The sequence below is a fragment of the Streptomyces sp. NPDC096152 genome, assembly GCF_044763235.1.
Lineage (GTDB): Bacteria > Actinomycetota > Actinomycetes > Streptomycetales > Streptomycetaceae > Streptomyces.
The window spans coordinates 256,446-275,801 of sequence record NZ_JBIWFW010000006.1; the positions used below are offsets into that span (position 1 = coordinate 256,446).

A 19,356-nucleotide genomic window follows, 5' to 3' on the forward strand; every position below is an offset into this window, starting at 1 on the left:
CTCACTCCCGGACGCCACGCGCTCCCGGGTGGGGGCGCACTTCGCGCGAGTGCTCCGGGCACCGGCGGCGGCCGGGGCGCGCGCACTGGTGCTGTCCGGCGAAGGGGGGCAGACTGCACCGGCAGGAGGAGGCCTGGGCCCCCGCGGGACATGCGGAGCCCGGCGGACGGACCGGCTCCTCGACCCGTCGGCACGCGGGACGAAGCCCACGACGAGCGATGCGCAAGGGGGCGGGAAGGGATGGCGGAACCGGAATTCACGGCCAGGGGCGTGCGGATCGAGCAGCGGCTGCGTTCGCTCACCCGGGCCGGGCAGATCCGGATCAGCGGCGGCAGGCTGGAGTTGCTCACCAGTTACGGCAGCGAGATCGACAGCGCGCCGGTGCGGGCGGTGCGGGCGTCGAAGCCCTGGTTCGCCCCGGACGACCGGGCACTCGCCGACCTGAACGGCAAGCGCTACCTGCTGACCCTCGGTGACCACGACCTCGCTCCGGGCGAGACCGGGCCGCCCGCCGCGCGCCGGTTCATCGAGGCCGTCCGCCGGGCGGCGCGACACGACCGCTAGGAGACGCGAGTTGCAGGACTCGGCCCCTTGCGTCACGCTGGTCACACGTCACTCTGGGTTTACCGGCGATAACGCTGCGAACCAGCCCGCCGGCCACGACAGCAGGCGGCAATGTCACGCAGGCGTCCTGCTGCATTCGAAACGTCGTGTTCTTCCGGACCTCTACGTCGGGGAGTCGCAGCCGTGATCAGTCACCCAAGCAGGCACTGCACGGTGGAGCTCCAAGCCCTGCCGTCGCGGATCGGCCAGGTCCGCAGAATCGTATCGGCGCACTTGCGCTACTGGCAGCTCAACCCTCTGATAGATCGGGCCGCGCTCGGTGTGACGGAGCTGTTGACCAACGTCCACCAGCACGCCCGGCCCGACAAGTTGTGCACCGTGGAGCTCGAGGTGCTGCTCGACCGGCTGACGGTCTCGGTGCGCGACCACGACCCGCGCCTTCCCGTGGTGGAGGACGTGGAGCCGCTCGCCACCGGGGGCCGTGGTCTGGCGATGGTGGCGGCGATGAGCGAGAGCTGGGGCGCGCGCCCGGACGGGGAGCGGGGCAAGGTCGTCTGGTTCACCCTGCCCACCGCCGTGTCCGCGGTGTCGGTGCCGGCCCTGGTGCCGCGCCTGACCGCCGGGGAGACGTCCGTGCGCCGGTTCACCCAGGTCGAACCCGCGCTCGACGGCGCCGCCCGGCCGGCGCACGCTCCCGCCCGGTCGGCCGTTCCCGGCTGACCGGGCGGTGACCGAATGGTGAACGGGCCCGCGGGACATCCCGCGGGCCCGTCCCGGCTGTCCGCGGCGTCACGGCGCGGCGACGGCCCGCAGCACGTCCAGGCGGGCCGCGCGCCGGGCCGGGCGCAGCGCGGCGAGGACTCCGGCCGTGACGCCCACCAGCGCCACCGCCACTAGGCGCACCGGCGGGACGGCGAACGCGAACGAGGTGCCGCTCGCGCCCTCGGAGGCCTTCACCAGCACCCAGCCGAGGCAGGTGCCGAGGGTGAGCCCCCCGGCCGTGCCGAAGGCGGCGATCAGGACCGACTCCCAGCGGACCATGGCGCGCAGCTGGGCGCGGGTCTGGCCGACCGCGCGCAGCAGCCCCAGTTCGCGGGTGCGTTCGTGGATCGCCAGGGTCAGCGTGTTGGCGATGCCGAGCAGCGCGATGAGGACCGCCAGGGCGAGCAGGGCGTAGACGAGCGTGAGCATCATGTCGATGCCGCCGGCCGAGGACTGCGCGTACTCGGCGCGGGTCTGCACCTGCGGGTTGCCGTACCGGGCGGCCACCCGCTGGACCGCCTTCCTGCCCGCGTCGGCGCCCACCCCGTCCTTGAGGGAGACGGCGACCAGGGTGTCGGCGTCCTGGGTGCGGTGCGGGGCCCAGGCGGCGCGGGTGACGACGTAGTCGCCGGCGAGTTCGGACTGCCCGTAGACCGCGCGGACGGTGAACATCCCGGTCCTGCCGTCGGTGAAGGTCAGCCTCGCCCGGTCGCCGGTGGTGAGGCCGCGTGCGTCGGCCTCCTTCCGGCTGACGGCGATCCCGTCGGTGCCGAGGGCGCGGAGGCTGCCCCGCACCCGGCCGAGGTCGAAGGTGCGGGCGAGGGCGTCAGGGTCGGTGACGGTCAGGGATCGCCCCCTGCCGTCGACCTCCGCCACGCCCCGGCCGAGCCCGACGGCGGTGTCCACCTCGGGCAGTCGCCGCACGGCGGCGGCGAGCCCGGGGCTCAGTCCGCTGCCGCCCGCGCCGAAGGACGGGGTGCTCACCGCGAGGTCGCCCGCGAAGGAGCGGGACACGGTCTGGTCCATGGTGGCCTTGAGCGAGGCTCCGAAGACCGTGAAGAGCGACACGACGGCGACCCCGATCATCAGCGCGCCCGCGGTCGCGGCGGTGCGCTTCGGGCTGCGCAGCGCGTTGCGCCGGGCGAGGGCGCCGGTGACGCCGCGCAGCCGGTCGAGCGGGCCGCCGAGGAGCCGTACGACGACGGTGGAGGCGACCGGGCCGAGAACCACGAAGGCGGCCAGGGCCAGTACGGCGCCCAGTCCGGCCGCCCACACCGACCGGGAGACCAGCACGCCGGCCAGGGTGACCGCGACGGACGTGACCGCGAGGGCGGTGCCGGCGGCCGCGCGGCTGCGGGAAGCCCCGGAGGAGTCGACGGCGCTCTCGCGCAGCGCCGCCAGGGGCGCGGTCCGGCCGGCCCGTACGGCGGGCAGCAGCGCGGAGCCCAGGCAGACGACGACGCCGACCGCGAGCGGCGGCAGCATCGACCGGGACGTGACGACGAGGCCGCCCTCGGGGAAGGGGAACCCGATGGCCGGGAACAGCGCCTGCAGTCCCGCGGCGATCCCGATGCCGCCCGCCAGTCCCGCGGCGGAGCCGGCGATCGCGACCGCGCTCGCCTCGACGAGGGTGGCGGCGGTCACCTGGCGGCGGGCGGCCCCGAGGGCGCGCAGCAGGGCGTTCTCCCGGGTGCGCTGGGCCACGACGATCGCGAAGGTGTTGTGGATGGAGAACGTGGCCACCAGCAGCGCCACTCCGGAGAACACCAGCAGGAACGTGGTGAACATGGTCAGGAACTGACTGGAGATCATGTCGGTGTTCTCCTGGGCCGACTCCTGTCCGGTGATGGCCTCGACGCCGCGGGGCAGGACGGGCGTCAGCCGGCGCACCAGATCGCGCTGGCCGACGCCCGGCTCGGCCCGCACCAGGATGCTCGCCGCCTGGCCGGGCCGGGCGGTCAGGTACTTCTCCGCGTCGGCGCGGGTCATGCCGGTGAACGTCACCTGGGCCATGCCGTCCTCGCCGCCGAACGTCGCGAGGCCCACGATCGTCACCCTGACCGGGTCGGGCGTGCGCAGGGTCGTCGTGTCGCCGATCCGCAGGCCCCCCTTGCGCGCGGCACCGCGGTTGACGACGACCTCGCCGGACTTCGCGGGCGCGCGGCCCTCGGCGAGCCGGTACGGGTTGAGCTCCGGGTCGGTGATCCAGTTGCCGGCCAGGGTGGGTGGTCCCTGACCGCCGACGGCCGTGCCCTTCCTGCCGACGAGTTGCCCCGCGCCCTGGATCTCGGGGGCGGAGGCCGCGACGCCGGGGACCCGTGCCACGGCCGTGAGCAGGGAAGTGTCGACGGGCCGGCGCACGCCCCGGCTCTCGCCGGGTGTGGTGATGACGTCGGCGCCCCGGACGACGGCGTCCGTGCCCCGGGCCGCCGTGCCGAACATCGAGTCGAAGCTCGCGCGCAGCGTGTCGCCCATGACCAGGGTGCCGGTCAGGAAGGCGACACCGAGGAACACGGCGAGGAAGGTGCCGGCGAAGCGCCGCCGGTGGGCGCGCAGGGAGGACAGGCTGAGGCGGACCGTGGCGTTCACGACCTCACCTCGAAGGCCTTCATACGGTCCAGGACCGAGTCGGCGGTCGGGGACTCCATACGGTCGACCAGGTGCCCGTCGGCGAGGAAGAGGACCTCGTCGGCGTGGGCGGCGGCGACCGGGTCGTGGGTGACCATCACCACCGTGCGGTCCATGTGGCGCACGGCGCGGCCGAGCAGGCCGAGCACCTCCGCGCCGGAGCGGGAGTCGAGGTTTCCGGTCGGCTCGTCGGCGAAGACGACGTCCGGCCGGCCGGCGAACGCCCGTGCCACGGCGACGCGTTGCTGCTGTCCGCCGGAGAGCTGGGCGGGCCGGTGGTGCAGCCGGTCGCGCAGGCCGACGACGTCGACGAGCGCGTCGATCCACTCCTCGTCCCCGCCGCGGCCCGCGAGGTCCAGCGGCAGTGTGATGTTCTCCGCGACGGTCAGCGTCGGCACGAGGTTGAACGCCTGGAAGACGAAGCCGACCCGGTCGCGGCGCAGCAGGGTCAGCCGGCGGTCGTCGAGGCCGCTCAGCTCGGTGCCGCCGATGTGGGCGGTGCCGGAGGTGAGCGTGTCGAGTCCCGCCGCGCAGTGCATCAGGGTGGACTTGCCGGAGCCGGAGGGGCCCATGATCGCGGTGAAGCGCCCGGCCGGGAAGTCGACGCTCACGCCGTCCAGGGCCCGCACGGCGGTGTCGCCGGCGCCGTACACCTTCACGGCGTCGACGACCCGCGCGGCCGTCCGGGTCTCGGTCACGGTGCTCATACGGCACCGCCCTTGCCCGCGCGGCCGAACTGCTCCTCCAGCACCGACAGCCGGCGCCAGTACTCGTCCTCGTCGATCTCGCCGGAGGCGAAGCGGCGGCCGAGGAGGGCGAGGGGCGAGTCGGGGGCGGGGCGGCCGTCCGGGCCCCGCCACGGTCCGCGGTCCGTGCCGCGCCAGGTCCCGCCCCGGCCACCGCTCCAGACGGCGCGGCGCAGGACGGTGACGGCGCCGACGATCACGGCCGCCCACATCAGCGGGAAGAAGAGGATCCACGGCCCGGGGCCGCCGTCCCAGTTCGCCAGGGTCTGCATCTCGGCTCATCTCCTCGGAGGTTCTGCGGTGATGTTCCGAGAGTGGCTCCGGGACGGGGTCCGGGTCGTCGTACGGCCGGCGGCAGTGCGCGTACCTCCCGGGAAGTACGGAGCGCGCCCGCGCCTGCTCCTCCGGGCCTCGACTTCTGTACCTACCAGTATGTACAGTGCTGCCATGAGCACTGCGGAACGGCTGATCGAGTCCACCCGCGAGCTGCTGTGGGAGCGCGGGTACGTGGGCACCAGCCCCAAGGCGATCCTGGAGCGGGCGGGCGCCGGGCAGGGCAGCATGTACCACCACTTCAAGGGCAAGCCCGACCTCGCGCTGGCGGCGATCCGCCGGACGGCCGAGGAGCTGCTGGCCACCGCGGAGGAAGTACTCGGCGGCCCGGGCACGCCGTACGACCGCATCGAGGCGTATCTGCGGCGCCAACGCGACGTGCTGCGCGGCTGCCCGGTGGGACGTCTGACGATGGACCCCGACGTCGTCGCCGACGACGAGCTGCGCGCGCCGGTCGACGAGGCGCTCGACCGGATCCGTGAGCGGCTGGCCGGGCTCGTCGAAGAGGGCCAGGAGCAGGGCCGGTTCGCGCCCTCGCTGGACGGCGAGGAGATCGCGGCGGCGATCCTCGCCACCGTCCAGGGCGGCTACGTACTCGCGCGCGCCTCCGGCTCCCCCGCCGCCTTCGACGCCGCTGTCCGGGGCCTGCTCTCACTGCTCGCGCCGCGGAACCCATGAGACCTCGGGGGCCCGGCGGCCGCCGGGCCGCACTGGACCCGACCCAGCCGAAAGGACCCGCTCCATGCACGCCATGCAGTACGAGCTGACGCTCCCCGCCGACTACGACATGGACGTCGTGCGTGGCCGTGTGGCACGCCTCGGGCATCTGCTGGACGACTGGGAGGGCCTCGGCCTCAAGGCGTACCTGGTGCGCGCACGGGGAGTGCACGGCTCGCCGGTCAACCAGTACGCGCCGTTCTACCTGTGGAACACAGTCGAGGGCATGAACTCCTTCCTCGCCGGCGGCTTGCAGGGACTCGTCGACGACTTCGGGCGGCCCGCCGTGCGGCAGTGGACCGGGGTGGCGTTCGAGGAGGGCACCGCCACCGGCTCCCCCGCCGCCCTGGCCGTACGGCACCGGCAACCCGTCCCGGACGGCGTGGAGTTGGCCGCGTTCATGGACGACGCGGCCCGAAAGACGGCGCGGCTGGCCGGTCTGGACGGAGCGGTCCTTGCGGCGGCCGCCCTGGACACCCACCGCTGGGAGCTGGTGCACCTCTCCCTCTGGACCCGGCACCCCGCCGCGGCCGGCGCCCCACGGCCCGACGGCGACATCTTCCAGGTCCTCCACCTGTCCGCCCCCGGACGGAAGACCCTGCGGCCCGGCCGCCATTGGTGAACACGGTCCGCCCGGCAGCCGAAGGCGGGCCCCTCACCGGAGCCGGACGCCGGAGGTGGTGGTGCCGGGGTCGGTGGGTGGCGGGGCGGGGGTCACGGTGGTGGCGGGGCGGGGGTCATGTCAGGGCGCCCAGGGGGTCGTCGAGGACCGGCTGCCAGGCCAGTTCGGCGGCGCCCACCAGGCTGTTGTGGTCGAGGGTGCAGGGGAGGATCGGGACGCCGCCGCTCTGGCCCCACAGGCTCCGGTCGGCGACGACGGCGCGCAGCCGGTCCGGGTCGGCGTCGAGCAGGGTGCGGTGCAGGCCGCCGAGGATGATCCGGTCCGGGTTGAGGATGTTCACCAGGCCGACGAGACCGAGGCCCAGGCGGTCGATGAGGGCCTCGGCGGCCGCGCGGACGGCGGGGGCGTCGTAGTGGTCGCGGATCAGGTCGTGCGCCTGCTTCAGCAGCGACACCTCGGGGCCCACCTCGCGGCCCGCGGCGGTGAGGAAGGCCAGCGGGTCGGCCTCGACGTCGAGGCAGCCGCGGCTGCCGCAGTGGCAGGGGCGGCCCTCGGGGTTGACGGTGAGGTGGCCTACCTCCAGGGCCAGACCGGAACTGCCCGTGTGCAGCCGCCCGTCCAGCACCAGCGCGCCGCCCACGCCCCGGTGGCCGGTGGCCACGCACAGCAGGTCGCGGGCACCCCGGCCCGCGCCGTGCCGGTGCTCGGCCAGCGCCGCGAGGTTGACGTCGTTGGCGGCGAACGCCGGCCCGGTGATCCCGGCGGCGCGCACGCACTCGGCGAAGATCCGGCGCACGGGTGCGCCCGCGGGCCACGCAAGGTGCAGCGGGTTCAGCGCGAGCCCCTCCGGCTCGGCGACCGCCGACGGCACGGCGAGCCCGGCGCCGACGCAGCGCCGCCCGGTCGCGCGCAGCAGTTCGGCACCGGCCTCCACGACGGAGCCGAGCACCTTGGCCGGGTCGGCGTCGACGGTCTCGCAGCCGGGCGCGGTCGCCACGATCCGGCCGCCCAGGCCCACCAGGGCCGCGCGGAACCCGTCGGCGTGCACCTGCGCGGCCAGCGCGACCGGGCCGTTCTCGGCGACCGCGAGCCGGTGCGAGGGGCGCCCCTGCGACCCGGCCGCCGCGCCCGGGCGGGCGTCCACCCGGATCAGGCCCAGCGCCTCCAGCTCCGCCGCCACCGCGCCCGCCGTCGCCCGGGTCACCCCGAGCTCGGCGGTGAGCACGGCCCGGGTCGGGGCGCGTCCGGTGTGCACGAGCTCCAGCGCGGGGCCGAGCGCACCGCGCCCTCGGTCCAGCCGCGTCCTCGAGGTGGTCCCTTCCCCCGACGTCCGGGGGTCCGCCTTGCCGCTCATGAGGGCGAGTCTCCCATGATCCTCCGGTGCTGTGACCGGCGCCGTGAGTCAGAAGCCGCTCACCCGGAGGGTGATGTTCAGCCTTCCGGTCAGCGCCAACTCGGGCGGCGCGGTGCCCGGGTGGACGCGGGGCACGCCGTGGTGGGCGAGCCGGGCGGGGCCGCCGAACACGAACAGGTCGCCGCTGCGCAGTTCGACGTCGGTCCACGGCCGGGCCCGGGTCTCGGTGTTGCCGAAGCGGAACACGCAGGTGTCGCCGAGGCTGAGGGAGACCACCGGCGCGGTCGACTTCTCGTCGCCGTCGCGGTGCATGCCCATCCGGGCGCCGGCGTCGTAGAAGTTGATCAGCGCGATGTCGTATGCGGCCGCCGGCACCGCCTCCGGGCCCAGCGCGTCGGCCACCGCGCGCCGGCCCAGCTCGCCCAGCCAGGCCGGGAACGGCTTCACCGGCGCCCCGTCGCCGTCGACGACGGTGCGGGCGTAGGCGTAGGGGTACCAGTGCCGGCCCAGGCAGACCTGCCGCGCGGTCATCGTGCCGCCGCCGGGGGTGCGCACCGTGCGCAGGCCGGCCGGCGGGCGGGCCCACTCCCGGCAGGCCGTGAGCAGCTCGCGCTGCCGCCCGCCGTCCAGCCAGTCGGGCACGTGCACGGCACCGGGCACGATCTCCGTACGCGCCCGGGGGAACAGCTCGGCGTCCATGCCGTCCATCCTCGCGCATCGGCCCGCGACGGTCCCGAGGAGCGCGGCGCCCGCCCCGGCCGACCGGGCCTGAGCTGCGGCTCCGCTAGCCTTGTCGGACGATGAACGACCGTATGACGACGCCCTGGGGCGAGCTGGAGCTGGCCCGCTTCCCCGAGGACCCCCGCGACCGGCTGCGCGCCTGGGACGCGTCCGACGAGTACCTGCTGCGGCACCTCGCGCAGCGGGAGCCGGACGAGCCGGGCCGGGAGCCCGGGACGGGACTGTCCGGAACCGTCGTGGTGGTCGGAGACCGCTGGGGCGCGCTGGTCACGGCGCTGGCCGCGCACCGGCCGGTGCAGATCACCGACTCGTTCCTGACCCAGGAGGCGACCCGCGCCAACCTCGCCCGCAACGGCGTGGAGACCGGTGCGGTGCGTCTGCTCACCACCCAGGATCCACCGCCCGGCCGCGTCGACGTCCTCCTGGTGCGGGTGCCCAAGAGCCTGGCCCTGCTGGAGGACCAGTTGCTGCGGCTGGCGCCCGCGGTGCACGAGGACACGCTCGTCGTCGGCACCGGCATGGTGAAGGAGATCCACACCTCCACGCTGCAACTGTTCGAGCGGGTGCTCGGACCGACCCGGACCTCGCTCGCGGAGCGCAAGGCACGGCTGATCTTCTGCACCCCGGACGCGTCCGTGCGGCGGCCCGACAACCCGTGGCCGCACCGCTACGCGCTGCCCGAGGGGATCGGCGCCGTCTCCGGGCGTACCGTCGTCAACCACGCCGGCGTCTTCTGCGCGGACCGGCTCGACATCGGCACCCGGTTCTTCCTCGGGCACCTGCCGCGAAGCCGTGGCGCGCGGCGGGTGGTGGACCTGGGCTGCGGCAACGGCGTGGTGGGGACGGCCGTGGCGCTGGCGGACCCCGAGGCCGAGGTGCTGTTCGTGGACGAGTCGTTCCAGGCCGTGGCCTCGGCGGAGGCGACGTACCGGGCGAACGGCGTGCCGGGGCACGCCGAGTTCCGGGTCGGCGACGGGCTGGCCGGGATACCGGACGGCAGCGTGGACCTGGTGCTCAACAACCCGCCGTTCCACTCCCACCAGGCGACGACCGACACGACCGCGTGGCGGATGTTCACCGGGGCGCGGCGCGTGCTGCGCCCGGGCGGCGAGCTGTGGGTGATCGGCAATCGGCACCTGGGGTACCACGCCAAGCTGCGGCGCCTGTTCGGCGCCTGTGAACTGGTCGCGAGCGACCCGAAGTTCGTGGTGCTGAGGGCCGTCAGGAGGTAGCCGGCGGGCGGCCGGAGCCGAGGACCGCGACGAGCCGCCGCACCTCCGCCACCATGGCCTCACGGCCCACCCCGAGGTAGGTGCGCGAGTCGACCGCCTCGGGACGGCCGGCGAGGAAGTCGCGGATCGCGCCGGTCATGGCGATGTTCAAGGCGGTGCCGACGTTGACCTTGGCGATGCCGCCGGCGACGGCCGCGGCCAGTTCGGCGTCTGGCACGCCGGATGAGCCGTGCAGGACGAGCGGTACGTCCAGTGCGCCGGCGAGGCGTTTGATCAGGTCGTGGTCGAGGGCGGCGGTGCGCTCGGTCATGGCGTGGGTGTTGCCGACGGCCACGGCCAGCGCGTCCACCCCGGAGTCGGTCACGAACGCGTGCGCCTCGGCGGGGTCGGTGCGGGCCCCGGGGGCGTGGGCGTCGAGCGGCGGCCGCCCGTTCTTCCCGCCGATCTCGCCCAACTCGGCCTCGATCCAGAGACCTTGGGCGTGGGCCCATTCGGCGGCGGCCCCGGTCGCGGCGAGGTTCTCGTTGTACGGCAGCCGGGAGGCGTCGTACATGACGGAGCTGAAACCCGCGTCACGGGCCTGGCGCAGCAGGTCGTCGCTCTGCACGTGGTCGAGGTGGAGGGCGACCGGCACGCTGGCGCGTTCGGCGGCGGCGACGGCGGCGCGGGCGAGCGGAAGCATCCGCCCGTAGCGGAACCTGACCGCGTTCTCGCTGACTTGGAGGACGACGGGGGTGCCGGCCGCCTCGGCTCCCGCGACGACGGCCTCGACGTGCTCCAGCGTGATGACGTTGAAGGCGGCGACGGCGGAGCGCGCGGCGGCGGCCGCGGTGATCAGCTCGCCGGTGGCTGCAAGCGGCACGGCCTGTCCTTTCGGGGACTGGGATCAGGAGGTGTGGGCCAGGAGTGCGGGTCAGGGGTTGAGGATCACCGAACGGGTCAGGTGGCGCGGCTGGTCCGGGTCGAGGCCGCGGACGGCGGCGACGGCGACCGCTAGGCGCTGGACGCGGACGAGTTCGGCGAGGGGGTCGAGTTCGCCCTGGATCCACAGGGCGCCGGTGGCGCGCACCTGGTCGGCGAGCCCCTCCGGCGCCCGGCCGAGCATCCAGGTGGCCGTGGAGCGGGTGGTGACGCTGATGGGCCCGTGCCGGTACTCCATCGCCGGGTAGGCCTCGGTCCAGGACAGCGAGGCCTCCCGCATCTTCAGCCCGGCCTCGTTGGCGAGCCCCACGGTCCAGCCGCGGCCGAGGAACGTGAACTGGGTACGGTCCACGAGCCCTTCGGGCAGCGGCTCGGCGAGGGCGGTGCGGGCGTCGTCGACGACGGTGTCGGTGTGCAGCCCGAGGTGGGCGCGCAGCAGGGTGAGCGCGGTGGTCGCGAACCGGGTCTGCACCACGGAGCGTTCGTCCGCGAAGTCGAGCACCACGACGTCGTCGGCGACTCCCATGACGGGCGTGTCCGGGTCCGCGGTGACGGCGGTCGTGCGCGTACGGCCCTTCAACCGGCCGAGCAGGTCGAGGACTTCGGTGGTGGTGCCGGAGCGGGTCAGGGCGAGCACCCGGTCGTAGGAGCGGCCGTAGGGGAACTCGGAGGCGGCGAAGGCGTCCGTCTCGCCCTCCTCCGCGCCCTCGCGCAGCGCGGCGGCCGCCTGGGCCATGAAGTACGAGGTGCCGCAGCCGACGATCGCGACCCGCTCCCCCGGCTCCGGAAGGGCCCGGCCCTGCTCGGTGGCCTCGGCCGCGGCGCGGGTCCAGCACTCGGGCTGGCTGCTCAGCTCGTCCTCGACATGGGTCATGCCGCCCTCACTCTTCCCCTGGCGATGCCTGGTGATTGTTCCTGCAAGATAGCGCTCGTTTTCGCGCACAATCAAGCATCACGGCGGCTGCCGCGTGCGTTAGGGTCTCGGGAGATCGAGGGAACGGAGGCCCGCGGATGTCGCGCGACGCCCGCTGGAAGGCGCTGCTGGAGATGCTCGTCGAGCGCGGCCGGCTGGACGTCGAGGAGGTGGCGTCCGAGCTGGGCGTGTCGGCCGCGACCATCCGCCGGGACTTCGACCAGCTCGCCGAGCAGCAGATGCTCGTGCGCACCCGGGGCGGGGCCGTCGTGCACGGCGTCTCCTACGAGCTGCCGCTGCGGTACAAGACGGCCCGCCGCGCCTCCGAGAAGCAGCGGATCGCCAAGGCGGTCGCGGACCTCGTGTCGCCCGGTGAGGCGGTGGGCCTGACCGGCGGCACGACCACGACGGAGGTGGCCCGCGCCCTGGCGGTGCGCGGCGATCTGACCTCCGCCGCCCCGGGGCCGTCCGGCTCCCCCGGGTCCTCCGGCTCCCCGGCGCTGACCGTGGTGACCAACGCACTGAACATCGCCAACGAGCTGGCCGTGCGGCCGCAGTTCAAGATCGTGGTGACCGGCGGGGTCGCGCGCCCGCAGTCGTACGAGCTCATCGGGCCGCTGGCGGACGGGGTGCTGAGTCAGATCACCCTGGACGTGGCGGTGCTCGGGGTGGTCGCCTTCGACGTCGCGCACGGCGCCGCGGCGCACGACGAGGCGGAGGCCGCCGTCAATCGGCTGCTGTGCGAGCGCGCCGAACGGGTCGTCGTCGCCGCCGACTCCAGCAAGCTGGGCCGGCGCGCCTTCGCCCGGATCTGCCCGGCCGAGTCGGTGGACACGCTGGTCACGGACACGGCGGCGGGGCAGGACACGGTACGGCGGTTCGAGGAGGCGGGCATCCGGGTCGTCACCGTCTGACGGCTCGTCCCCCGCCCCGCACCCCGGGCCCGCCCGTTCCGCTCAGGCGCGGAAGAAGCCCACACCGCGGCAGTCGTTGCACCCCGGGAAGGGCCGGGCGTCCTCCGGTGCGCGCTGCTGGGCCTGGAGTGCGACGCTCACCAGGGTCATGAGGAGATCGACGTCCGCGGAGGCGTCCAGACGCAGCGTCACCCACTGCGAACCGGGCACGAGCCGGATCGCCGCGAACCGCCGCAGGTCCCCCGCCAGCCGCCGGATGGCCCCGGCGGTGAGCCGGAGGTCGACGTCCCGGCCGGAGTGGAAATGGGCTATCTCGCCTTGAGCGGAGCTGAGGGCCTGCCCCGTACCGCAACTCGGCGCCGCCTCCATCAGGTCGGGCCAGGAAGCCAGTTGGGCAAGAGCACGTGCGGCCAACGTCATGGTTCCATCATGGCGCGCTCACCGTTTGGACACCGATACGTGAGCGAGCCTTAACCGATCCGTGTCCGACCGCGTCCCGCCGCCCGGGCACGCACGCCCGCGCACGTACGCACCGCACGCCCGGCGGTACCTCGCCACGGCACCGGCCCGGCGAACTCGCCGCACCTCACGGCACGTACACGAAGTGAGAGGGTCAACTTCCGCTTGACGTCCGCCCCCTGGACGTCCAGCACCACATCGGTACGCTCGCGGCCGAAACGCGCCCAACCTCGTGCGAGTGGAAGGCGGTGCCCCATGGCAGACGGGACGTCCGGACGGGGACTGATCGGCGAGCTCATGGCCGAGTTCCTGGGCACAATGGTCCTCATCCTGTTCGGCTGCGGTGTGGTCGCGCAGGTCGTGGCCGGGAAGCTCGGAGATCACGACAGCATCACCTGGGCGTGGGGCCTCGGCGTCACGCTCGGTGTCTACATGGCCGCCCGTGTCAGCGGCGCCCACCTCAATCCCGCGGTGACCCTGGCACTGGCCTGCTTCAAGGGCTTCTCCTGGCGCAAGGTCCTGCCCTACGCCCTGGCGCAGACGCTCGGCGCGTTCGTCGCGGCCCTGCTGGTGCGCTGGAACTACACCGAGATCCTCGCCGAGGCCGACCCGGGGCACACGATCAAGACCCAGGGCGTCTTCTCGACCCTCCCCGGCAACGGTGTCTTCCCGGTCAGCGAGTGGGGCGCGCTGCGCGACCAGATCATCGGCACCGCGATCCTGGTCCTGCTGATCTTCGCCGTCACCGACCTGCTCAACACCCCGCCGGGCGCCAACCTCGCGCCCCTGATCATCGGCTTCCTGGTCGTGGCCATCGGCATGGCCTGGGGCGCGGACGCGGGCTACGCCATCAACCCGGCCCGCGACTTCGGCCCCCGTCTCGCGAGCTACCTCACGGGATACGGCACGGCCTGGCGGGACCAGTACGGGCACCTCTACTTCTGGGTGCCGATCGCCGGCCCGCTGATCGGCGGCATGATCGGCGCCCTGGCGTACCGCCTGCTCGTCACCCCGCACCTGCCGGTGACGCCGGCGGAGCAGGAACCCGGGCGGGTCCCGACGCCCGACTCCGCGAATGCGTGACGGAGAGTGACGGAGGAGGACCCGGTTCAAGGGCCCGCCCGCGACGGGGCGGGCCCTCCGGGCGGGCCCGCGATCCCATCCGGGAGCACACTGGCAGGAGGAGCCGCCCAGCGTCGGGGAACGACAGGTGCCCCGAGCGGCCGTCGGTGCTCACGAGGGGGTGTCGAAGGTGACACGTCGTGCGGGAGAGTGGCAGCGCCTGCTGTGGCGGTGGCGGCGCAGTCCGCTGCGGCGGACCAGTGATGTCGTGGAGGCGTGGATCCTGGTCGCCGCCTGCCTCCTCGCCGTGGCCGGCGGCCTCCTCGCGGGGCTCCTGACGGCGGGCGCGATGCGGCAGAGCGCCGACGGGGTGCGCGACCGGAGCCGGCCGGTGTCGGCCGCGCTGACCGAGGAGGCGACGCGGGAGGCCGCCCGGCCCACGAGCAGCGCCCTGGTGTGGGGCACGGTGCGCTGGACCGACCGGGACGGCGCGGCGCACACGGGCCGTGCCAGGGTCCCGGTCACCGCGCGGCCCGGCAGCCACGTCACGGTGTGGACGGACGGGCACGGCCGCCTGACCCCGCCGCCCGTCTCGCACGCGGAAGCCGCCTTCCAGGCGGCCCTCGGCGGGCTCTGGGCCGCGACGGCCGCCGTGGGCGTGGTCATCGGCGGCGCCAAGCTGGCCCGGGCCCGGCTGGACCGCCACCGCATGGACCAGTGGGCCGAGGAGTGGGCCCGGGTGGACACGCGGTGGGGGCGCAAGACGGGCTGACGCGGTGCCGCCGTCCGCCGGCGGCTACAGCGCGCGCTCCAGGCGCTCGGCCACCAGCTTCACGAACTGTGCCGGGTCCTTCGGCCGGCCGCCCTCGGCGAGCATCGCCAGGCCGTACAGCAGTTCGGCGGTCCCGGTGAGCCGCGTACGGTCCTCGCCGTCCCGGAAGGCCTGGTTCAGGCCCTTGACGAGCACATGGCCCGGATTGAGCTCCAGGATCCGCTTGGCGGCCGGCACCTCCTGGCCCATCGCGCGGTACATGCTCTCCAGGGCCGGGGTGAGGTCGTGCGCGTCGGAGACCACGCAGGCCGGGGAGACGGTCAGGCGCGAGGACAGACGTACCTCCTTGACGTCGTCCGCGAGCCGCTCGGTCAGCCAGCCGAGCAGCCCGGCGTACTCCTCGGCCCGCTTCTCCCGCTCGCCGCCGGAGGGCTCCTCGGGCCGCGCGCCGAGGTCGATCTCGCCCTTGGCCACGGAGCGCAGCCGCCGGCCCTCGTACTCGCCCACGGCGTCGACCCACACCTCGTCGACGGGGTCGGTGAGCAGCAGCACCTCGATGCCCCGGTCGCGGAACGCCTCCATGTGCGGGGAGTTCTCGACGCTCTGCCGGGACTCGCCGGTCAGGTAGTAGATGTCCTCCTGCCCCTCCTTCATCCGCTCCGCGTAGCTCTTCAGCGTGACCGGCTCGCCGTCGCCGTGCGTCGTCGCGAACGACGCGACGGCGAGGAGGGCGTCGCGGTTCTCGGAGTCGGTCACCAGCCCCTCCTTCAGCACGGGGCCGAACTCCCGCCACAGCGTGGCGTAACGCTCCGGGGCCTTGGCCATCATGTCCTTGACCGAGGACAGGACCTTCTTCGTCAGGCGGCGCCGCATCATGCGGATGTGCCGGTCCTGCTGCAGGATCTCGCGGGAGACGTTGAGCGAGAGGTCCTGGGCGTCGACGACGCCCTTGACGAAGCGGAGATGGGACGGCAGCAGCGCGTCGCAGTCCTCCATGATGAGGACGCGCTTCACATAGAGCTGCAGGCCGCGCCGGGCGCCCTGGGTGAACAGGTCGTGCGGGGCGTGCGCGGGCACGAACAGCAGGGCCTGGTACTCGAAGGTGCCCTCCGCCTGCAGCCGGATCGTCTCCAGCGGGTCGCGCCAGTCGTGGCCGAGGTGCTTGTAGAGCTCGTGGTACTCGTCGTCGGACACCTCCTCGCGCGGGCGCGCCCACAGCGCCTTCATCGAGTTGAGCGTCTCGGGCTCCGCCGGGGCGTCCTCCCGCGCCGGGGCGTCCCGGTCCGCCGCACCGGCCTCGGCAACCGGGGTGACCAGCCGGATCGGCCAGGTGATGAAGTCCGAGTACCGCTTGACGATCTCCCGGATCTTCCAGGCGGAGGTGTAGTCGTGGAGCTGGTTGTCCGGGTCGGCCGGCTTGAGGTGCAGCGTGACCGCGGTGCCCTGCGGCACGTCCTCGACCCGTTCCAGCGTGTACGTGCCCTCGCCGCGGGACGTCCAGCGGGTGCCCCGGCTCTCACCGGCGCGCCTGGTCACCAGGGACATCTCGTCGGCCACCATGAAGCCCGAGTAGAAGCCGACGCCGAACTGGCCGATCAGGCCCTCGGCTCCGGCCGCGTCCTGGGCCTCCCGCAGCTCCTGGAGGAAGGAGGCGGTACCGGAGTTGGCGATGGTGCCGATGAGCTGCCCGACCTCGTCGTACGACATGCCGATGCCGTTGTCCCGCACCGTGAGGGTGCGGGCGTCCGGGTCGGTCTCGATCTCGATGTGCGGATCGGACACGTCGGCGTCCGGGACGTCCTCCCGCAGGGCCGCCAGCCGCAGCTTGTCCAGCGCGTCGGATGCGTTGGAGACGAGCTCACGCAGGAAGACATCCTTGTTCGAGTAGACCGAGTGGATCATCAGCTGGAGCAGCTGACGGGCCTCTACCTGGAACTCAAACGTTTCGGTCGGCATGGTTCGCGCGTACCTCACAGATCGCCGTGTCGCCGTGACTGACGGCAGTCACTGTAGGACACCCGGTCAGCTCTCCGGGCCCGCCGGCCCCGCTACGCCGGCGCCGGGTGCTCGACACGGCAGACGAGGGCGTCGTCCACCACGTCGGCCACGATCGTGTCCCCCGGGCCCGCGGAGTCGCTCAGCAGCAGGTCGGCGATGCGGTTGTCCAGCTCCGCCTGGATGGTGCGGCGCAGCGGACGGGCGCCGAACTCCGGCTGGTGGCCGTGCGCGACGAGCAGTCTCTTCGCCGGCTCGGTGACCTCCAGCTCCAGGCCCTGCGCCCGTACCCGCCGCCGGCTCCGCTCCAGCAACAGGCCGACGATCCGGCCGAGTTCGCTCTCGCTCAGACCGTGGAAGACGATGATGTCGTCGATGCGGTTGAGGAACTCGGGCAGGAACCGGGCGCGCAGGTCCGCCATCAACTGGTCCCGGACGGCGCCGACATCGCCCCGGTGGGCGAGGATCCGCTGGGCGCCGATGTTGGAGGTCATGACGACCACGGTGTTGCGGAAGTCGACGGTGCGGCCCTGGGCGTCGGTGAGCCGTCCGTCGTCGAGGACCTGGAGCAGCGTGTTGAAGACGTCCGGGTGGGCCTTCTCCACCTCGTCGAAGAGCAGCACGCTGTAGGGCTGGCGGCGCACCCTCTCGGTGAGCTGGCCGGCCTCCTCGTGACCGACGTAGCCGGGAGGGGCCCCGACGAGCCGGGAGACGGTGTGCTTCTCCTGGAACTCGCTCATGTCGAAGCGGACCGTGCGGTTCTCGTCGCCGAAGAGCAACTCGGCCAGGGCCTTGGCCAGTTCGGTCTTGCCGACCCCGGTCGGGCCGAGGAAGAGGAAGGAGCCGACGGGGCGGTCGGGGTCGCTCATGCCGGCCCGGTTGCGGCGCACCGCCTGCGCGATCGCGGTGACGGCCTCGTCCTGGCCGACGACCCGGGAGTGCAGCGCCTCCTCCAGCTTCAGCAGCCGCTCCTTCTCGGTCTCGGTCAGCTGCGCCACGGGGATGCCGGTGCGCCGGGACAGCACGTCGGCGATGTCGTCGACGGTCACCTCCAGCACGCCCTCGCGGCGCTCGGCGAGGCCCGCCAGCTCCGACTCCACCTCCGCGATGCGGTCCTTCAGCTCGGAGGCCCGTTCGAAGTCCTCGGCGGCGACGGCCTGGTCCTTCTCCCGGCGCAGCTTGGCGAGCCGGTCCTCGCGCTCGACGACCTCGGTGGACCTGCCCAGGGACCGCAGCCGCACCCGGGCCCCGGCCTGGTCGAGCAGGTCGATGGCCTTGTCGGGCAGGAAGCGGTCGGTGACGTACCGGTCCGACAGCTCGGCCGCCGCGACCAGCGCCTTGTCGCTGTACCGCACCTGGTGGTGGGCCTCGTAGGAGTCGCGCAGGCCCTCCAGGATCTGCACCGTCTCCTCGACGGTCGGCTCGGGCACCATCACCGGCTGGAAGCGGCGCTCCAGGGCGGCGTCCTTCTCCACGTACCGGCGGTACTCGTCGAGTGTGGTGGCGCCGACGACGTGCAGTTCGCCCCGGGCGAGCGCCGGTTTGAGGATGTTGCCCGCGTCCATCGAGCCCTCGCCGGTGGCACCGGCGCCGACGACGGTGTGCAGTTCGTCGAGGAACAGGATCGTCGACTCGGAGGCGGCCCTGACCTCGTCGATGACGTTCTTCAGGCGCTCCTCGAACTGGCCCCGGTACTGCGCTCCGGCCACCAGTCCGGTGAGGTCGAGGGCGACCACCCGCTTGTTCTCCAGCGTCCTGGGCACGTCCCCGGCGACGATCCGCTGGGCGAGGCCCTCCACGATCGCGGTCTTCCCCACGCCCGGCTCCCCGATCAGGACGGGGTTGTTCTTCGCGCGCCGGGAGAGGACCTCCACGGTCTGCTCGATCTCCACGGCACGCCCGACCACCGGGTCCAGCTTCCCGGCCCGCGCCTCCTCGGTCAGGTCGCGCCCGTACTGGTCCAGGGTCGGCGTGTCGCTCGCGGTCCCGTCCCCGCCCGGCGCGGCCTCGGCACGGGCGGCCGTCTCGGAGGTGCGGCGCAGCCCGTCGAGGTCCATGCCGTGGGCGGCAAGGACACGGGCCGCGGCGGCGCCGGGCGTGTCGAGCAGCGCCCCGAGGATGTGCTCGGGCCCGATGTACGACACTCCGGACGCCTGTGAGCGCTCGTAGGCGCGCAGCAGCACGCGCTTGGCCGCCGGGGTCAGGCCCGGCTGCGCGGACGGGGTGCCGCTCTCGCCGGGCAGCGCCTCGGCGAGGGCCCGGCCGAGGTGGTCCGGATCGGCTCCGGCCCGGTCGAGCAGGCCACGGGCGGGCTCCACCTGCGTGCACGCCCACAGCAGGTGCTCGGTGTCCAGGTCGGAGCTGCCTCCCTCGGCCGCCCGCCGGGTGGCGAGGTTGATCAGCTCGTGCGCGGACTCGGTCAGCAGCCGCCCGATCGGCACCCGCTGGACCTGCGGGGGCGAGGCGCCCGGGGTCATGCCGAAGAAGCGGTTGAGGATCTCGGAGAACGGGTCCGGGCCGCCGAAGGAGGCACCGAAGGGGGACATCGTCATGATCGCCGTCCGCAGCGTGGGGGATGAGTCCCCACCAGCCCAACCCGCCGAATGGCCCACCGCAACGCG

At 73.8% G+C, this 19,356-nt stretch carries 18 protein-coding genes; 8 read left to right on the plus strand and 10 right to left on the minus strand.

The window, feature by feature from the left end:
• The first annotated feature begins 240 nt into the window (after nt 1–240).
• Together ACIQ9G_RS21710 and ACIQ9G_RS21715 are read left to right on the plus strand one after the other, a co-directional pair.
• Nucleotides 241–564 (plus strand): hypothetical protein, encoded by a 324-nt coding sequence (locus ACIQ9G_RS21710; RefSeq protein ID WP_403611933.1) that lies wholly within the window; start codon nt 241–243, stop codon nt 562–564.
• A 183-nt stretch (nt 565–747) separates the two neighbouring features.
• Nucleotides 748–1,284 carry an ATP-binding protein gene (locus ACIQ9G_RS21715; protein WP_403611936.1) on the plus strand — a complete coding sequence of 179 codons (537 nt, stop codon included), beginning with the start codon at nt 748–750 and terminating at the stop codon, nt 1,282–1,284.
• Between the two features lie 69 nt (nt 1,285–1,353).
• Here ACIQ9G_RS21715 and ACIQ9G_RS21720 read toward each other — a convergent pair whose 3' ends face one another.
• The 3 genes from ACIQ9G_RS21720 to ACIQ9G_RS21730 are packed head-to-tail and all read right to left on the minus strand — an operon-like array spanning nt 1,354 to nt 4,972.
• Complete coding sequence (locus ACIQ9G_RS21720) at nt 1,354–3,915, minus strand: ABC transporter permease (RefSeq protein ID WP_403611939.1); 2,562 nt, start codon at nt 3,913–3,915, stop codon at nt 1,354–1,356.
• Nucleotides 3,912–4,661, minus strand: a complete 750-nt coding sequence (locus ACIQ9G_RS21725) for an ABC transporter ATP-binding protein (RefSeq protein WP_403611942.1) — start codon at nt 4,659–4,661, stop codon at nt 3,912–3,914. The genes ACIQ9G_RS21720 and ACIQ9G_RS21725 overlap by 4 nt, the downstream gene beginning before the upstream one ends.
• Nucleotides 4,658–4,972: an SHOCT domain-containing protein gene (locus ACIQ9G_RS21730; RefSeq protein WP_403611945.1), complete on the minus strand. Its 315-nt coding sequence runs from the start codon at nt 4,970–4,972 to the stop codon at nt 4,658–4,660. Before ACIQ9G_RS21730 ends, ACIQ9G_RS21725 begins: the two co-directional genes overlap by 4 nt.
• A gap of 160 nt (nt 4,973–5,132) precedes the next feature.
• On the opposite strand from ACIQ9G_RS21730, the gene ACIQ9G_RS21735 reads away from it, so the two are divergent.
• Both ACIQ9G_RS21735 and ACIQ9G_RS21740 read left to right on the plus strand, forming a co-directional pair.
• Nucleotides 5,133–5,711, plus strand: coding sequence for a TetR/AcrR family transcriptional regulator (locus tag ACIQ9G_RS21735; protein WP_403611947.1), 579 nt, complete (start codon nt 5,133–5,135; stop codon nt 5,709–5,711).
• Nucleotides 5,712–5,775: 64 nt separating this feature from the next.
• Nucleotides 5,776–6,372 carry a DUF4865 family protein gene (locus tag ACIQ9G_RS21740; RefSeq protein WP_403611949.1) on the plus strand — a complete coding sequence of 199 codons (597 nt, stop codon included), beginning with the start codon at nt 5,776–5,778 and terminating at the stop codon, nt 6,370–6,372.
• Between the two features lie 115 nt (nt 6,373–6,487).
• Here ACIQ9G_RS21740 and ACIQ9G_RS21745 read toward each other — a convergent pair whose 3' ends face one another.
• Nucleotides 6,488–7,726, minus strand: a complete 1,239-nt coding sequence (locus ACIQ9G_RS21745; RefSeq protein ID WP_403611951.1) for an ROK family protein — start codon at nt 7,724–7,726, stop codon at nt 6,488–6,490.
• A 48-nt stretch (nt 7,727–7,774) separates the two neighbouring features.
• Nucleotides 7,775–8,425: an alpha-ketoglutarate-dependent dioxygenase AlkB family protein gene (locus tag ACIQ9G_RS21750; RefSeq protein ID WP_403611953.1), complete on the minus strand. Its 651-nt coding sequence runs from the start codon at nt 8,423–8,425 to the stop codon at nt 7,775–7,777.
• A 113-nt stretch (nt 8,426–8,538) separates the two neighbouring features.
• Here ACIQ9G_RS21750 and ACIQ9G_RS21755 point away from each other — a divergent pair, with 113 nt between their 5' ends.
• Nucleotides 8,539–9,699 (plus strand): methyltransferase, encoded by a 1,161-nt coding sequence (locus tag ACIQ9G_RS21755; RefSeq protein ID WP_403612635.1) that lies wholly within the window; start codon nt 8,539–8,541, stop codon nt 9,697–9,699.
• Here ACIQ9G_RS21755 and ACIQ9G_RS21760 read toward each other — a convergent pair.
• Together ACIQ9G_RS21760 and ACIQ9G_RS21765 are read right to left on the minus strand one after the other, a co-directional pair.
• A complete protein-coding gene (locus tag ACIQ9G_RS21760; protein ID WP_403611956.1) occupies nt 9,689–10,561 on the minus strand; it encodes a ketose-bisphosphate aldolase in 873 nt (290 codons plus the stop codon). The genes ACIQ9G_RS21755 and ACIQ9G_RS21760 overlap by 11 nt on opposite strands.
• Nucleotides 10,562–10,612: 51 nt before the next feature.
• Nucleotides 10,613–11,494 (minus strand): SIS domain-containing protein, encoded by an 882-nt coding sequence (locus ACIQ9G_RS21765; RefSeq protein ID WP_403611958.1) that lies wholly within the window; start codon nt 11,492–11,494, stop codon nt 10,613–10,615.
• A 137-nt stretch (nt 11,495–11,631) separates the two neighbouring features.
• Between ACIQ9G_RS21765 and ACIQ9G_RS21770 the strand changes: the two genes are divergently transcribed.
• A complete protein-coding gene (locus ACIQ9G_RS21770; protein WP_403611960.1) occupies nt 11,632–12,447 on the plus strand; it encodes a DeoR/GlpR family DNA-binding transcription regulator in 816 nt (271 codons plus the stop codon).
• Nucleotides 12,448–12,489: 42 nt separating this feature from the next.
• On the opposite strand, the gene ACIQ9G_RS21775 is transcribed toward ACIQ9G_RS21770, so the two are convergent.
• Nucleotides 12,490–12,867 carry a luciferase family protein gene (locus tag ACIQ9G_RS21775; RefSeq protein ID WP_403611963.1) on the minus strand — a complete coding sequence of 126 codons (378 nt, stop codon included), beginning with the start codon at nt 12,865–12,867 and terminating at the stop codon, nt 12,490–12,492.
• 294 nt (nt 12,868–13,161) lie between these two features.
• On the opposite strand from ACIQ9G_RS21775, the gene ACIQ9G_RS21780 reads away from it, so the two are divergent.
• Nucleotides 13,162–13,989, plus strand: a complete 828-nt coding sequence (locus ACIQ9G_RS21780) for an MIP/aquaporin family protein (RefSeq protein WP_403611965.1) — start codon at nt 13,162–13,164, stop codon at nt 13,987–13,989.
• 169 nt (nt 13,990–14,158) lie between these two features.
• Nucleotides 14,159–14,740, plus strand: coding sequence for a hypothetical protein (locus ACIQ9G_RS21785; protein ID WP_403611967.1), 582 nt, complete (start codon nt 14,159–14,161; stop codon nt 14,738–14,740).
• A gap of 24 nt (nt 14,741–14,764) precedes the next feature.
• On the opposite strand, the gene htpG is transcribed toward ACIQ9G_RS21785, so the two are convergent.
• Nucleotides 14,765–16,696 (minus strand): molecular chaperone HtpG, encoded by a 1,932-nt coding sequence (gene htpG / locus ACIQ9G_RS21790; RefSeq protein WP_403611970.1) that lies wholly within the window; start codon nt 16,694–16,696, stop codon nt 14,765–14,767.
• Between the two features lie 92 nt (nt 16,697–16,788).
• Nucleotides 16,789–19,287 (minus strand): ATP-dependent Clp protease ATP-binding subunit, encoded by a 2,499-nt coding sequence (locus ACIQ9G_RS21795; RefSeq protein WP_403611972.1) that lies wholly within the window; start codon nt 19,285–19,287, stop codon nt 16,789–16,791.
• Nucleotides 19,288–19,356 lie beyond the last annotated feature (69 nt).

Coding starts and splice junctions, on each gene's coding strand:
- ACIQ9G_RS21710 (WP_403611933.1), top strand. CDS start 241: ATGGCGGAACCGGAATTCACGGCCAGGGGCGTGCGGATCGAGCAGCGG.
- ACIQ9G_RS21725 (WP_403611942.1), bottom strand. CDS start 4,661: ATGAGCACCGTGACCGAGACCCGGACGGCCGCGCGGGTCGTCGACGCC.
- ACIQ9G_RS21730 (WP_403611945.1), bottom strand. CDS start 4,972: ATGCAGACCCTGGCGAACTGGGACGGCGGCCCCGGGCCGTGGATCCTC.
- ACIQ9G_RS21735 (WP_403611947.1), top strand. CDS start 5,133: ATGTACAGTGCTGCCATGAGCACTGCGGAACGGCTGATCGAGTCCACC.
- ACIQ9G_RS21740 (WP_403611949.1), top strand. CDS start 5,776: ATGCACGCCATGCAGTACGAGCTGACGCTCCCCGCCGACTACGACATG.
- ACIQ9G_RS21745 (WP_403611951.1), bottom strand. CDS start 7,726: ATGAGCGGCAAGGCGGACCCCCGGACGTCGGGGGAAGGGACCACCTCG.
- ACIQ9G_RS21750 (WP_403611953.1), bottom strand. CDS start 8,425: ATGGACGCCGAGCTGTTCCCCCGGGCGCGTACGGAGATCGTGCCCGGT.
- ACIQ9G_RS21755 (WP_403612635.1), top strand. CDS start 8,539: ATGACGACGCCCTGGGGCGAGCTGGAGCTGGCCCGCTTCCCCGAGGAC.
- ACIQ9G_RS21765 (WP_403611958.1), bottom strand. CDS start 11,494: ATGACCCATGTCGAGGACGAGCTGAGCAGCCAGCCCGAGTGCTGGACC.
- ACIQ9G_RS21770 (WP_403611960.1), top strand. CDS start 11,632: ATGTCGCGCGACGCCCGCTGGAAGGCGCTGCTGGAGATGCTCGTCGAG.
- ACIQ9G_RS21775 (WP_403611963.1), bottom strand. CDS start 12,867: ATGACGTTGGCCGCACGTGCTCTTGCCCAACTGGCTTCCTGGCCCGAC.
- ACIQ9G_RS21780 (WP_403611965.1), top strand. CDS start 13,162: ATGGCAGACGGGACGTCCGGACGGGGACTGATCGGCGAGCTCATGGCC.
- htpG (WP_403611970.1), bottom strand. CDS start 16,696: ATGCCGACCGAAACGTTTGAGTTCCAGGTAGAGGCCCGTCAGCTGCTC.
- ACIQ9G_RS21795 (WP_403611972.1), bottom strand. CDS start 19,287: ATGACGATGTCCCCCTTCGGTGCCTCCTTCGGCGGCCCGGACCCGTTC.